Here is a 12,579-nt window from a genome sequence, read left to right as displayed (position 1 = left end):
CATACGATCTATTGCTCAGGATGTCAGGAGGCTGCTGCAGACTGGTTTGGGCCGGGCGTCATGACTTATTGGCACGCCCTAATCGACGTCGGCGAGCCTGCGCAGCGTCGCGCCGAAGATCTGGCTGGCCTTGCCGACCAGCGCCGTGCCGGTCATCTCCCCGCGCGTCTCCGTAAAGGTGCCACTGACGCCGATGCCGACCGGGGCGGGGCCGCCGAACAGTGGATTGTCGTCGCCCCGTGGCGAGGTGTGGCGCTGCACCAGCACTTCGCCCTTGAAGGTGTTGTCCTTCACGATGTAGCTGCCGGTGTAATAAAGGTAGGCGTCACCGCCAAGAATCTTGCCGTCGCGGAAAAGGATCACGCCGCTGCCTTTGCCGACCCGCCCGTCGAGCAGGCTCACGTGAATCGAATAGAGGCCGTTCTTCATCACGTCCCGCAGGCCGGCCGCCATCGCCCAACGGCGTAACCGGTAGAGCATTTATGCCAAAGCGCATCCGCACGCGCAACGCGGCAGTTTGCCGGGTGGCAGGGGCATAGCCCTCGCGAGCCGTGAGTGTTCCGGCTTGTGCGTGACGCCGTCATGACGGTCTGATGATGAGGCGAGGCCGGACGTTGCGAGTGGAGTTGGCCCGCGAAATGCATAGCCATTGTCGCACTGGCGGCGGAGTGCTGGAGCAAGACGAACGTGAGCAACTGGATCGATTCAGGCGGCGTTGAGCCGCGTCTGTACAGTGTGCGTCCCGCGAATTGCAAAAGCGAACGACGGCGGAGCGGCAGCGCGACACGCTGGCGAAGCTTGACAAGGCTCGCGTGCGCCTTGGCCCTGAGTGCGCTCGCGGCCTCCTTCGGGCATGCGCGTGACCGTGGCCAGTTCGCGAACACCAATCCGGATTTGAAGGCCTGGTTCGACGGCTTGCGAAGCGGCAAGGGGCCTTGCTGCTCGGACGCCGACGGCTCGGCCGTCTCGGATTCCGATTGGGACAGCAAGGACGGCCACTATCGTGTCCGCATCCCGCGCTACAGCTCCGGCATCGACGGCCAGCCGCAGGAGCTCGTCTGGGTGGACGTGCCCGCGGAGGCCGTGATCTCGGAGCCGAACCGGGTCGGACGAACCATGGTCTGGCCGATCTACGGCTCCATGGGCGTCACCATCCGCTGCTTTATGCCTGGGAGCATGACATAGGCCACCAGGCGACGCTTCGCCCGGAGGGCCGATGCCTGATGCCGCCCGCGCTGCATCAGGTATACTTAGTGTCGCGCTCGAGCAGTTCGATGGAGATGCCTTCGGGGCCACGGATGAAGCAGATGCGTATGCCGGGCCTGATCGTCGTCGGCTCGCGTGTGAAAGTGACGCCCTTGGCCTTGATCTCGGCGGCGACGGCGTCGATGTCCTTTACCGTCAGACCAAAATGGTCGAGGCCCTGATGCGGATGCGGAGGAGGCGGGCTGACGGCGCCGTCGCCTTCGAGCGGCGCGATGAAGATCCTGGCCCCGCCAAGATTCACGTCGATCCGTCCGGGCGCGCGCACGATCTCGCCACCGAGGATATCGCGCAGCCAGGCCGCCGTGGCCTCCGGATCAGGGCTGCGCAGATGGACGTGATCCCAAGTGACGACTGGCATTTCATTCTCTCCCAACGGGGTCTTTGATGTTGCGGCGCATGTTAACGGCCCCTGCCGGTGATCACCACCGTGCTTGCCGATTCGCAACGGCGGGGAACCTTAGTTCGTGTTCCCGATTAAGGTAACCAGTGGCTCGGTCCGGCGTCGGACGGGCGCAAGCCGCTGTCGGTGACGAAAACCATGAACGCTGGGCTTGACCGGATCGGGTTGAGGCGTTTCGCCGGAATCAGCGAGCGATTGGCGCGGGCTGTGACGGTTGCGAGCGTCTCGTTTGGCCGAAGTTTGCTGTGGTTGCTGGCAGCGATCATCGTCGGCTGCGGAATCTGGATGCTGCTGCCTCTCTCCAAAAGCAATGGCGCTGAGTCGGGGACATCGGAGCTGGCAGCCGTCGAGACGGCTCCTTCAGGCGATTCGGCAGCCGCGGGCGCGCCGGCTGCCGAAACTCGGGCGCCGGCAATGGCAGAACTCGGTCGTCTCAGGATTTCATCGCAGACCTGGCGCCGCGGCGGCCTCGGCTCGAAGGCGCTGGTGACGTTCACGCTGCGAAACGACAATGACTATGCCGTAAAGGATGTCGAGATCGTCTGCGCTTTCGCGCGGCGCGACGGCAGTCATCTCACCGATCGCGGCCGTGTGCTGGCGGACCCCGTCAGCATGAAGAGCCGCAAGACCTATGCGCATATCCCCGTCGGCTTCGTCAATGTGAATGCCGATCAGGCGAAGTGTTCACTGGTTGCAGCCCGCCGCGCGTAAAAGCGCTGCATTCTCCGGTAGCGGAAAAGTTACCGCCGCAAGGCTTGGCCAAAAAACTTCGCGTCGCCATTTGAACCATACGGCTGGGCTAGGAACCAATTAGAAGATCGCCTGTTGAGGCGGAGAGCCCACGCGGGGATGCGGGGGGCGGAGCGCGGCAATGCCCATCTTTCGGTATTTCATCTTTGTCGGTGGAGCTTTGCTCGCACTGTTATTTGCCGTGGATTTCGTCCTGCCGGCGTCACCAGTGACGCAAGCTGTTGCGACCGCGAGCAACGACCAGCCACTGATCCGGATCCGGTCCGATCGCCATTTGCCTGAGCGTGTCGTGCTCGACACCAGCCAGCCGACGATTGCCGCGCCTGCGATGAAGACCGCCACCGTCGCGGCGCCGCAGCCGCCGGATACCGCGTCGGCAGCGGCCCTCGCGGAGATGTCGGCCAAGGCGCGGGTGCGCGAGACCTTTGCCCAGTTTACCCCTGGCGCCAAGGCCGACGCCGCCAAGAAGCCGCAAGTCCAGGCTCAGCCCAAGCGTAAGGTCGCCAGAGCGCACACCGCCCCGCAATATGGTGGGCCGCAGTATGGTGGGCCACAACAGTTTGGCCGGCCGATGCTGGTGGCCCAGCAGCCGCATTTCGGTCTTTTCAACACGACCTGGTGAGAGCGCCTTCGACTCGTCTCGAACGGAGGCGGGTGGGGCTTTATATTGGGCGACCTCTCTGCTAATTCGAACCCACCCGAACGCCGTCCGCTGTGCGGCTCTCCAACAGTGGTCAGGCGCGTCTCGGTTGCGGCCCAATCTTTGGGCCGGGGCGCTCGTAGCTCAGCTGGATAGAGCATCGGATTTCGATTCCGAGGGCCGGAGGTTCGAATCCTTCCGAGCGCGCCACGCTTATTGTGTCCAGCCCGTATCCAGCCCGGAGACATAGGTAACAGGTCGTACCTGAGCCATGGGTGACAAACTCGTGCCGAGCGGGTTCTCGAAGGTTGCAGGGTTTACGTCACGCATTGGTGGCACACCCTCTGATTGCTCCGCCCGCGCTTTCACCATCAACCTCGGGCGCCAAGGGCGCGCCCTTGCGGGCTTCCAGATGCGTCTTCTCGCAAAAGCGAAGGGGCCCTCGGGCCCCTTCGATATCACCAGCGGCGATAGCCGTAGCCATAATAGCGTGGGCCGTAGTAGCGCGGCGCATAATACCGGGGGCCGTAGTATGGCCGCGGTCCGTAATACCCATAATAGTTCGGACGCCACCAGCAGCGTCCCCAGGCGTTGCAGACCATACGGACCTGCTCGACGTCGGAGACCTGCGGAGTTGCAGGCGCGGGCGCGATGGGCATGGCGGACGCCGCCGGCGATGCCGCGAGGGCACCGAACAAGGATGCGGCGACGAGGCCAATCTTGAGCTTCATGATGTCTTCCTCCGCTGACGCGGTGCAGGATATCGATGATGTTCTGATCAAATTGTGGCGAACCCGAAATGTAATGCTGATGAACAAATCTTCGGTCAGCCGAGCGTCAGGCATGATCTTAACGGCACCAAACCATCTCCGATTCAGTGTTGCGCTTGCGTCGGCAGGTGCTCGCGTGCCGCCATCCTTGATCCTGCGCAATTTGCGGGGCCTGGGCGGCCGTCTCGATGTTGACGTTAGCGCGGGCGAGACCTGGCCCTGACCATGGTGGCTCAACCGCGCGCGCTGGCATGATACGCGCCGATTATTCCGACGTCGTGCAAGGCGATTCAGCGCGAGATCGGTAAGGACCTCGTCTAGCTGCCAGTCTACGCGATCGAGAAGCAATTGCTGCTCTCGGGCGTCGCGAAATAAGAACGCCCGCGGGAAGGACGCGGCGCTCCTCAGTAGCAGGGGTGCCGGCGGCCGTCCTGGCCGATATAAGCGGCTGCGCTGCGGTAGCAGTGGTTGGTGGACGGGCCGTCGTAATAGGCAAAGGTGCCGGGGGTGATGCCGGGTCCGTAATTGTGCAGATAGCTGATCGGGTAGGGCAGCGGGTTGGCGTAGGCGCGGTGGTAGCGGTGATGTCCCCGCGCCTCCGCGAGGCCAGGGGCTAGGGTTGCAGCCGACAGGACAGCAACTGCGGCTACAAGCTTCAACTTGCTCATCTGATTCTCCGGAACCTGCGCGAATGGGTCGGCTATTTATAGCAATTTCGGGTGGTCAGGACATCGGTCCGGAGGCTCGGAATCATGCCTAAACCGCAGATTTCCGGGTGGGTGCGACAGAATTGCCGGAGATGCGGTCGAAAGCTGCCCATTTTTGGCCTTTTCGGGATGCTTAACGAATTCCCCACACAAGTGTGACCAAATAGTATTCGGTTTAGAATCCCTCGCCGGCCTTTTGGGGGCTCCTTCGAGGCCGGTCCATTCCTGAAGGCTTTCGCCGCCACGTCGCCATGCGCATCATGCTTCCGAGCCTGCTGTTGCTCTGCCTCGCCGCCGCTACGCCGGCGCGCGCCGAGCTGCACATCACACGCGACCACGGCGGCTATGTCGAGGAGTACAAGGCCAAGTACAAGCGCGTGCGAGAGAAGGGCGAGCGCGTCATTATCGACGGCATCTGCAATTCGGCCTGCACGCTCGTGCTTGGCATCGTGCCGATGAACAAGATCTGCGTGACGCCGCGCGCCAGCCTCGGCTTCCATCAGGCCTATTACGACAAGGCCTTCACCTTCGGCATCAAGGTCACCAGCGCCGAGGGCACCTCCGATCTGATGTCCTACTATCCCGACAAGGTGAAGGACTGGATCCGCCGCAATGGCGGGCTCACCACTGATATGAAGAAAATCAAGAACGGGGTCGAGCTCTGGAAAATCATCGACCCCTGCCCGGAAGAGTGGTGAGCGGCTGAGCCGCGGCTTCCCGCTGTTCGTCGCAGCGCAGCATCGCTCGTCCGGAAATTCGTATTGCCGCATGGAGCCCCATCGGGCATGGAGGCGGCAATGAAGCACAATCCGGAAGCGCTGACCGCCCGCGCGGCGCCGATCCTGTTCGTCCTGCTCTGGAGCACCGGATTCATCGGCACGAAATACGTCGTCGACAACGCCGATCCCTTGACCTATCTGGCCATCCGCATGGCGATCGTGGTCGGCCTGATGGCGATCATCGCGGCGATCGCGCGGCCGAAATGGCCTGATGGCACCGGCATTGCGCACAGCGCGGTCGCCGGCATTCTGGTCCACGGCTTTTATCTCGGCGGCACCGCGATCGCGATCGCGCATTCGATTCCGGCCGGCCTTTCCGCGCTGATTCCGGGTTTGCAGCCGATCCTGACCTCGACCATCGCCAATCGCTGGCTCGGCGAGAAGGTGACGCCGGTGCAATGGGCCGGCCTCGTGCTCGGTCTCGGCGGCGTCGTCCTGATCCTGCACAACCGCCCGATGAGCGGCGAAGCCGGGCTCGGCTGGCTCGCCTCGGTGGTCTCGCTGATCAGCATCACCCTCGGCACGCTCTATCAGCGCCGCTACTGCAATCACATCGACTGGCGCGCCGGCAATCTCGTGCAATACTTGGCGGTCACCATTTTCTTCGCGATCGGCGCCTTTCTGTTCGAAGACCGCGTGGTGCACTGGACGCGCGAATTCGTGCTCGCGCTCGCCTGGCTGGCCGTGGCGCTCTCGATCGGATCGATCGGGCTGTTGTACTGGCTGATCCGCCACGCCGCGGCAACCTCGGTCGCGAGCCTGTTCTACCTGGTGCCAGCCGTGACGGCGCTGATGGCCTACCTGCTGTTCGGAGAAAAGCTGGACGCAATTGCCATTGCCGGCATGGCGCTCTGCGCCACAGCGGTCTTTGTGGTCAATCGACGCTCCTAGCGGTTTCCGAGCGTTGCGGTCAGCGCTTGGCCTTCTTGGCCTTCTTCTTCGACTTGGTGGCTTTCTTGGCGGACTTCTTCGCAGATCTCTTGGCGACCTTTTTCGCGGCTTTCTTGGACGACTTCTTTGCGGCTTTCTTGGTGGTCTTGTTCGCAGCCTTCTTGGCCGTCTTTTTGGCAGCCTTCTTCGCCGCGACTTTCTTCGCGGCTTCCTTCACCTGCTTGACGGCGGTGACCGCGGCGTCCTTGGTCGCTTCCACGGCGGTGGTGATCGTCTCCATCGCCTGCTCGGTGATCGGCTTCTCGTTGTCCATATCGTCCCCATGGTTTGAACGAAGCGATAACGATAGCGGGTTTCACAATTGTGTCAAAGCAACGTTCAACCTGTGCGGATCTTTGCGCAGGCGGCGAGCGCGGCGCCCCGGTCGCGTGATCGCTAACCGGCTGCGGAGTGGGCGGGTGGCCGGACAGGCGGAGATCCCGCCGAGCTAGACGATGAAGGGCGAAGCGCTCGGCGTGGTGAGGGGCTTGTTTACGATTTGGAAAGGATGCCCGCGTCGGCGGTGGGAACGGTCGTTAATGGGGCCGTAAGCCGATTGCATCAATATGCAGGAGCTACGGGGGGCACTCGATTCATGTCCAACTTTCTAACGGCGAAACTTCAGCCGCAGTTCAAGCTCGGCACCAAGGCAGTCCTGTGCGCCGTGCTGCTGATCGCCGTGAACACGGCGCTCGTGGTCGGCGCCGGCTATTGGTCGCTGACATCCGCATTCAATGATCGTGCTCTCCGCGACATCGAGGTCAATCTGCGCACGCTGGCGCTGGCCTTTGCCGAGACCGTTCCAGACGTCAAGATCACGGTGAGGGATGGCGCAGTCGTACGCGCCGATATCCCTAAGATGCCCGAGCTCAGGGATCACGCCATCGTCGATCGCGCAGTGTCCTATGTCGGCGGCAATGCGACCCTGTTCGTGTTCGACGAGGCGAGCGGACAGTTCGTGCGACGCTCGACCAATGTGAAGAAGGAGAATGGCGATCGCGCGGTCGGCACCCAGCTTGCCGCCGATCATCCGGGACAGGCGCCGCTGCGTCGTGGCGAGGCCTATAAGGGGCCGGCGACGCTGTTCGGCAAGTCGTTCATGACCGCCTATTTCCCGATCTTGGACGCGACCGGCAAGGTCACCGGCATTCTCTATGTCGGCATCCCCATGGCCCAGTTCGAGAGCATGCTGTCCCAGGCGATCTCGAGCATGGCCGCGGCCGCCGGTCTCGCGGCGCTCCTGGTCCTGATCCTCACCTTGGTGATCGTCCGCCGTGTCACGAAACCGCTCACCTCGGTCACGCACTCGCTTACGGCGCTTGCCAACGGCCAGAGCGACGTCGCGATCGAGTGCGAAGATCGCGCCGACGAGATCGGCGAGATCGCCCGCACCGTCGCCGTGTTCAAAAGCAATTCGCTGGAGCGGGCGCGCCTGCGCAGCGAGCAGGCGGCGGCAACGACTGCGGCAGCCGAGCAGCGCAAGGCGGAGCTGCGCAGCTTCGTCGAGGAGTTCCGCGGCAGCGTCGGCGGCATTCTCGACAAGGTGCTCGCATCGTCGGGCGAATTCGAGCGCGTGGCACGGCAACTCACCGATGTCGCGCGCTCCACCGCCGATCTGTCGGCGCGGTCGGCCGGAGCCTCCGAAAACGCCTCCGAGCACGTGCGTTCGGCAGCGTCGGCCTCCGACGAGCTGTCCCAATCGATCTCCGAAATCACCCGCCGGGTGCAGGAATCCAACGAGATCTCCGCCGAAGCGGTGCGGCAGGCCGAGGCGACCGACCAGCGCATCGCGCAGCTCTCGGAAGCCGGCGCGCGTATCGGCGACGTCGTCAAGCTGATCACCTCGATCGCCGAGCAGACCAACCTTTTGGCGCTGAACGCCACCATCGAGGCCGCCCGCGCGGGCGACGCCGGCCGCGGCTTCGCCGTGGTGGCCCAGGAGGTCAAGACGCTGGCCGGCCAGACCGCCAAGGCAACCGACGAGATCTCGAACCAGATCGAGAGCATGCAGCTCGCGACCGAGGAATCGGTCGCCGCCATCAAGGCGATCAGCCACACCATCGAGCGCATCAGCGGCATCGCCGGCTCGATCTCGGCTGCGGTCGAGCAGCAGAAAAGCGCGACCCACAACATCGTGGCCAGCGTTCGCGCGGCGGTTTCGGGCACGGCCGATGTCGCCGTCAATGTCCGTCACGCCGCCAAGGGCGCGAGCGAAACGGGCGAGACCTCGAGCCGGATGTTTGCCTCCGCCCAGGCGCTATCAGGCGAGAGCCTGCATCTGAAGGCCGAGGTTGACGGCTTCCTCGACCGCGTCCACGCGGCCTGATCCGACGCGGTCATTGCCGGACGTCCAAAGGACCGAACTCTGGTGCGCAATTGCGCACCAGAGCATCTCGAGATTCCCCGGTGCGCAATTGCGCACCTGAGGTCTGGTCCGTCGGACCACCCGGGATGGCAGTTGGGTCTATTTCGGCTGCGGCACGATACGAATGTAGGGCTTTGGCTCCTTCCAGCCTTGCGGGTAGATCGTCTTGGCCTCGTCGTTGGAGACCGAGCCCGCGATGATGACGTCCTCGCCCTGGCTCCAGTCGGCCGGCGTCGCGACACGATGCTTCGCGGTGAGCTGGAGCGAGTCGATGACGCGCAGGATCTCCTGGAAGTTCCGCCCTGTCGTCATCGGATAGACCAGCACCAGCTTGATCTTCTTGTCCGGCCCGATGATGAAGACGTTGCGGACAGTCTGGTTGTCGGCCGGCGTGCGGGTGAGGGGATCGCCCGAGGTCGAGGCCGGCAGCATGCCGTAGAGCTTGGAGACGTTGAAATCGGTGTCGCCGATCATCGGATAGTTCGGCGCGGCGCCTTGCGTCTCCTTGATGTCCTCCGACCATTTGGAGTGGCGGTCGACAGGATCGACCGACAGGCCCATCAGCTTGACGCCGCGTTTGTCGAATTCCGGCTTCAGCTTGGCCAGCGCACCGAGCTCGGTCGTACAAACCGGCGTGAAGTCCTTGGGATGCGAGAACAGCAGCGCCCAGCTGTTGCCGATCCAGTCATGGAACTTGATCTTCCCTTCGGTGGTCTCAGCTTCGAAGTCGGGGGCGGTGGCGCCGATCGGAAGTGTCATTGTTCTACCTCATCTCTTTGAATTTACTATGGAATTCATCTCGGGCCGTCATCATCAGTATAGGATTTTGGCGAAGCCAAGTGAACCGGCTCAAGTAAAATGTGAATTCCTTCTTCGAAAGGCCGATTTTCTAGCACCTTTCTGTGACCGTGGCGCCTGCGGCGAAACATCTCCACCCGGGGTGACACGGTGCCGATTGCCCCGATAATGCCGTTTATGACTTCCATCACGCTCGCCCGGCGCTTCCTAGAACCAAAATGGTCCTGACAGCGACCAATTGGCAACCATCTAGAAAAGTCGCGACCCCGGTATCGAATCGTTAACCACCCCTTTACGTCGGCATGAAAATGCTGGCCGATCAGAAGAAGTCTGGAAGTGAACTATGTCTGCCGCTGCGCCTAAGCCTACCGAGTCGTTGTCCCTCGAACCGTCCTGCCGCGATACGGCCGCCCATGCGCTGACCATCGTGCGCGACGGCGTGATCACGGGCGAAGGCCCGACCACCAAAGGAAGGGTGCATTTCTCCCGTTCGCTCGATGCCGACGACACCGCCTGGTGCGTACGCATCCTGACGGCCACTGCCGTCAACGACCAGCCGGTGAGCCGCACCGAGGCCGAAGTGTTGTTCGAGATCAACGAGGCCGCGACCGAACGTACTGACGGTGGCCGGTTCGACGACCTGCTCGCCAAGGCCGTTGCCCATTATGCAGCCAGCGCCTCCGGCCTGAAGGTGCCGCCGCGCAGCGTTGCGCTCTCGGCCGACACCGACATCGAGAGCTGGGCACCATCCTATGCCTCCAAGGTCAACAGCGAGATGCTGGAGTGGATCGCCGGCCAGATGCGCGGCAAGCGCCAGAACAACCGTCGCCTAATGGCGATGGTGGCGACCTTCCTGGGCGCCACCGCATTGCCTCTGGCGGGCCAATTGCCGAGCGTGTTCGACATCGGCATGTAAGGTTTTGAGCATTTAACATCTACGCGCCCCATGCAGACGCGATCGAGCGGCGGGGTCATTTCCCCGCCGTTTTTTGTTTGCCGCCCTCAAGCTCGAGCCCGAGCGTGCGGCCGGGGAAGCCCGCGGCATCGAAATAGCGCTGGCTGCCGACGCGCTGGAAGTTCAGCACGGTCATCAGGCCACCCTCGGCCGGTTTGGACTTCAGCGTGCCGGCATAGGCCTTCGGCATCGTGCCATTGAGCAGGGCCTCCGAGATCACGCGGCCGACCAGAACGCCGTTCTGCGCGCCGCGCAGGCCCAGGAGCCGGGCCGCGGTCATGCCGACGTCGGCGTTGCTGACCGGGATCTCGTCGACATAGCCGGCTTTGAAGTCCGGACCAATCGCGGCCATGAAGTTCATGGTGTCGCCGCGGCTGAAGCTGCCATGCATGCCCTGGCCCTGGCGCAGCACGGTATCGGCGACCTGCACCGAGCAGTTGGTCGGCGCCTCGCCGCAATCGCTGGCATAGGAGCGGAAGTTGACGACGATCGACGGCGTCGGCGTCGCCGCCTTGCCGCGCAGATTGATGCTCGACAGTGGCAGCGTGCCGGGGAAGCGGCCGAGCGAGTCGTCGACGAACAGTCCGGAGACGTAGTCCTGCTCGAGCAGCGCCTTGATTGTCTTCGCCGCCAGCGTCCTGTCTTTGTTGGGCAGATAGATCAGGTCGGAGCCGCCATTGGTCGCGACGACGAGATCGGGCTTGGTCGGATCCTTGCCGAGCACGCCGTTACCGGCCTTGGGATGCTTATTGCCTTCGATCTTCGCATTTTTGTCGTTGGGGTCGAACAGCGGCAGGTCGAGCGCTTTGGCGAGGTCGAGCGCCAGGAAGCCCATCGGCAAAAAGTCCTTCGGCGTGTCGTCATAGCTGATCTTGGCCGAGGGGCTGGTCTTGCTCTCCTTGGAGATGGTCGAGAAGCCGTGGTCCGCGGAAACGATGATGTTGGTCGATGTGGCGAGCCCGAGCTCGTCGAGCGCCTTGCGGAGCTGGGCTAGGTTGGTGTCGGCATTCTTGATGCCAGCCATTGAGGTGGGACCGTTGATGCCGGGCATAATCTGATTGAGGCTGTCACCGGTATTGTGCTGGCTGCCGTCGGGGTCGCGCGACCAGAACACCAGCACGAACGGCTTGTTGCGCGCCTTGAACATCGGCAGCACCACCTTGGTGGCGACATCGGCAAAATAGGCCTGTTGCGCGACGTTGGCGACGGTGGTGCCAGGCGTTTTGGCGTCGCCCGCCTTGGAATTGTCGCCGCGTGGTGGCGTGGCGGTGGGCAGGCCGGCCTTGGTCAGCGCGTCCTTCACCTCGTCCGACAGCGCCACACCGTTCTTGCCGCCGGTGGCGTCGTCGAACACGATCGAATGCAGACCGGGCTTTTCGGGCTTGTCGGTATGGTCGAACTGATAGGTCGGACCATGCTTGCCCAATGCGGCGGTGCTGAACCCCTTGTCGCGGGCCATCTTCAGGATGGTCTCTTCGTTCAGATAGTTGCCCTTGAAATGCTCGTCGATGTCGCCGAGCACGGCATCGTTCTCGATAAAGGGGACCACGGTGTCTCCGGCGGGGACGGAGGTGTAGTTGGTCCAGATCGTATTGGAGAACACGCCGGTATCGCCGAGATAGTGACCGGTCGACATCGCCGAGCCGTTGGCCATGGTGAAGGTCGGGAATAACGAATGCGGGTTCTTGAAGTTGACGCCCTTGTCGCGGACCTCGGCCATCGCTGGCGCGGTCTCCGGTGTGACCTTCAGCGCGCGAAGACCGTCCGGAATGAACAGGATCAAGTTGCGGGGCGTGTTGTTCTGGGCAGAGGCAAGTCCGGAGGACAGGAATGTCAGTCCGGCGGACAGCAACACCAGTGAACGGCGCATCAAATCTCTCCCTGCGGTGAGGCGGCTCGGCCGCGACCGCGCCCCCCCCCGGCTTCGTTTAGTTTCGCTGCATGACCGTTTTGTTACAAGAGCGAGAGGTATGCAAATCGGGGGCAGAGCGGTCGCGTGTCCCGGACTCGCTGCAGCGCGCAAGCGGTGCGGCCTCCGGGGCACGAGATGTGGTGTTAGGAGCAACTGTCTCAACGCCGTCATTGCGTAGCGAAGCAAATCCAGACTGCGTCCGCGGCGGCAGTCTGGATTGCTCACATGGGGGTTTGGTGTGTCAAGATTTATGATCAGCTCTTTGTTCGATTGCAGGCCAGCTCTTCGTCCCGACCGTGGGATCTTT

16 protein-coding genes and 1 tRNA gene are annotated in these 12,579 nt (G+C 63.0%); 9 read left to right on the top strand and 8 right to left on the bottom strand.

Annotated features, from left to right (window positions below; genetic code table 11):
• Positions 1 to 78 precede the first annotated feature (78 nt).
• On the bottom strand, positions 79 to 429 hold the full coding sequence (locus IVA98_RS33780) for a GrlR family regulatory protein (protein ID WP_247301143.1): 351 nt from the start codon (positions 427 to 429) through the stop codon (positions 79 to 81).
• 258 nt (positions 430 to 687) lie between these two features.
• On the opposite strand from IVA98_RS33780, the gene IVA98_RS33775 reads away from it, so the two are divergent.
• The gene (locus IVA98_RS33775; protein ID WP_247301123.1) at positions 688 to 1,185 is read left to right on the top strand and encodes a hypothetical protein; all 498 of its coding nucleotides are present in this window, start codon (positions 688 to 690) and stop codon (positions 1,183 to 1,185) included.
• A 55-nt stretch (positions 1,186 to 1,240) separates the two neighbouring features.
• Here the strand turns inward: IVA98_RS33775 and IVA98_RS33770 are convergent, their stop codons facing one another.
• Together IVA98_RS33770 and IVA98_RS33765 are read right to left on the bottom strand one after the other, a co-directional pair.
• On the bottom strand, positions 1,241 to 1,624 hold the full coding sequence (locus tag IVA98_RS33770) for a VOC family protein (protein ID WP_247301122.1): 384 nt from the start codon (positions 1,622 to 1,624) through the stop codon (positions 1,241 to 1,243).
• 116 nt (positions 1,625 to 1,740) lie between these two features.
• Complete coding sequence (locus IVA98_RS33765) at positions 1,741 to 1,932, bottom strand: hypothetical protein (protein WP_247301121.1); 192 nt, start codon at positions 1,930 to 1,932, stop codon at positions 1,741 to 1,743.
• A gap of 148 nt (positions 1,933 to 2,080) precedes the next feature.
• Here IVA98_RS33765 and IVA98_RS33760 point away from each other — a divergent pair, with 148 nt between their 5' ends.
• The 3 genes from IVA98_RS33760 to IVA98_RS33750 all read left to right on the top strand — a co-directional run bounded on the left by IVA98_RS33760 (position 2,081) and on the right by IVA98_RS33750 (position 3,266).
• Positions 2,081 to 2,377 (top strand): hypothetical protein, encoded by a 297-nt coding sequence (locus IVA98_RS33760; RefSeq protein ID WP_247301120.1) that lies wholly within the window; start codon positions 2,081 to 2,083, stop codon positions 2,375 to 2,377.
• Between the two features lie 160 nt (positions 2,378 to 2,537).
• Entirely contained in the window at positions 2,538 to 3,038 is a 501-nt protein-coding gene (locus IVA98_RS33755; protein ID WP_247301119.1) for a hypothetical protein, read from the top strand.
• Positions 3,039 to 3,189: 151 nt separating this feature from the next.
• A tRNA-Arg gene (locus IVA98_RS33750) sits at positions 3,190 to 3,266 on the top strand.
• Positions 3,267 to 3,514: 248 nt separating this feature from the next.
• On the opposite strand, the gene IVA98_RS33745 is transcribed toward IVA98_RS33750, so the two are convergent.
• Positions 3,515 to 3,787, bottom strand: coding sequence for a hypothetical protein (locus IVA98_RS33745; RefSeq protein ID WP_128941210.1), 273 nt, complete (start codon positions 3,785 to 3,787; stop codon positions 3,515 to 3,517).
• Here IVA98_RS33745 and IVA98_RS33740 point away from each other — a divergent pair.
• Positions 3,777 to 4,049, top strand: a complete 273-nt coding sequence (locus IVA98_RS33740) for a hypothetical protein (RefSeq protein WP_247356620.1) — start codon at positions 3,777 to 3,779, stop codon at positions 4,047 to 4,049. The genes IVA98_RS33745 and IVA98_RS33740 overlap by 11 nt on opposite strands.
• A gap of 181 nt (positions 4,050 to 4,230) precedes the next feature.
• On the opposite strand, the gene IVA98_RS33735 is transcribed toward IVA98_RS33740, so the two are convergent.
• Positions 4,231 to 4,494, bottom strand: a complete 264-nt coding sequence (locus IVA98_RS33735; protein WP_247301118.1) for a hypothetical protein — start codon at positions 4,492 to 4,494, stop codon at positions 4,231 to 4,233.
• A 290-nt stretch (positions 4,495 to 4,784) separates the two neighbouring features.
• Between IVA98_RS33735 and IVA98_RS33730 the strand changes: the two genes are divergently transcribed.
• Positions 4,785 to 5,231: a hypothetical protein gene (locus IVA98_RS33730; protein WP_247301117.1), complete on the top strand. Its 447-nt coding sequence runs from the start codon at positions 4,785 to 4,787 to the stop codon at positions 5,229 to 5,231.
• 99 nt (positions 5,232 to 5,330) lie between these two features.
• Positions 5,331 to 6,203, top strand: a complete 873-nt coding sequence (locus IVA98_RS33725) for a DMT family transporter (RefSeq protein ID WP_247301116.1) — start codon at positions 5,331 to 5,333, stop codon at positions 6,201 to 6,203.
• 19 nt (positions 6,204 to 6,222) lie between these two features.
• Here the strand turns inward: IVA98_RS33725 and IVA98_RS33720 are convergent, their stop codons facing one another.
• A complete protein-coding gene (locus tag IVA98_RS33720; protein WP_247336729.1) occupies positions 6,223 to 6,516 on the bottom strand; it encodes a histone in 294 nt (97 codons plus the stop codon).
• 321 nt (positions 6,517 to 6,837) lie between these two features.
• On the opposite strand from IVA98_RS33720, the gene IVA98_RS33715 reads away from it, so the two are divergent.
• Positions 6,838 to 8,568, top strand: a complete 1,731-nt coding sequence (locus IVA98_RS33715) for a methyl-accepting chemotaxis protein (RefSeq protein WP_247356618.1) — start codon at positions 6,838 to 6,840, stop codon at positions 8,566 to 8,568.
• Positions 8,569 to 8,706: 138 nt separating this feature from the next.
• On the opposite strand, the gene IVA98_RS33710 is transcribed toward IVA98_RS33715, so the two are convergent.
• The gene (locus IVA98_RS33710; RefSeq protein WP_200473640.1) at positions 8,707 to 9,366 is read right to left on the bottom strand and encodes a peroxiredoxin; all 660 of its coding nucleotides are present in this window, start codon (positions 9,364 to 9,366) and stop codon (positions 8,707 to 8,709) included.
• 382 nt (positions 9,367 to 9,748) lie between these two features.
• Here IVA98_RS33710 and IVA98_RS33705 point away from each other — a divergent pair, with 382 nt between their 5' ends.
• A complete protein-coding gene (locus IVA98_RS33705) occupies positions 9,749 to 10,321 on the top strand; it encodes a hypothetical protein (RefSeq protein WP_247301113.1) in 573 nt (190 codons plus the stop codon).
• Between the two features lie 55 nt (positions 10,322 to 10,376).
• Here the strand turns inward: IVA98_RS33705 and IVA98_RS33700 are convergent, their stop codons facing one another.
• Complete coding sequence (locus IVA98_RS33700; protein ID WP_247336731.1) at positions 10,377 to 12,230, bottom strand: alkaline phosphatase family protein; 1,854 nt, start codon at positions 12,228 to 12,230, stop codon at positions 10,377 to 10,379.
• Positions 12,231 to 12,579 lie beyond the last annotated feature (349 nt).

Source organism: Bradyrhizobium sp. 160 (assembly GCF_023073735.1).
Lineage (GTDB): Bacteria > Pseudomonadota > Alphaproteobacteria > Rhizobiales > Xanthobacteraceae > Bradyrhizobium.
This window is presented reverse-complemented; position numbering and strand designations above follow the sequence as displayed.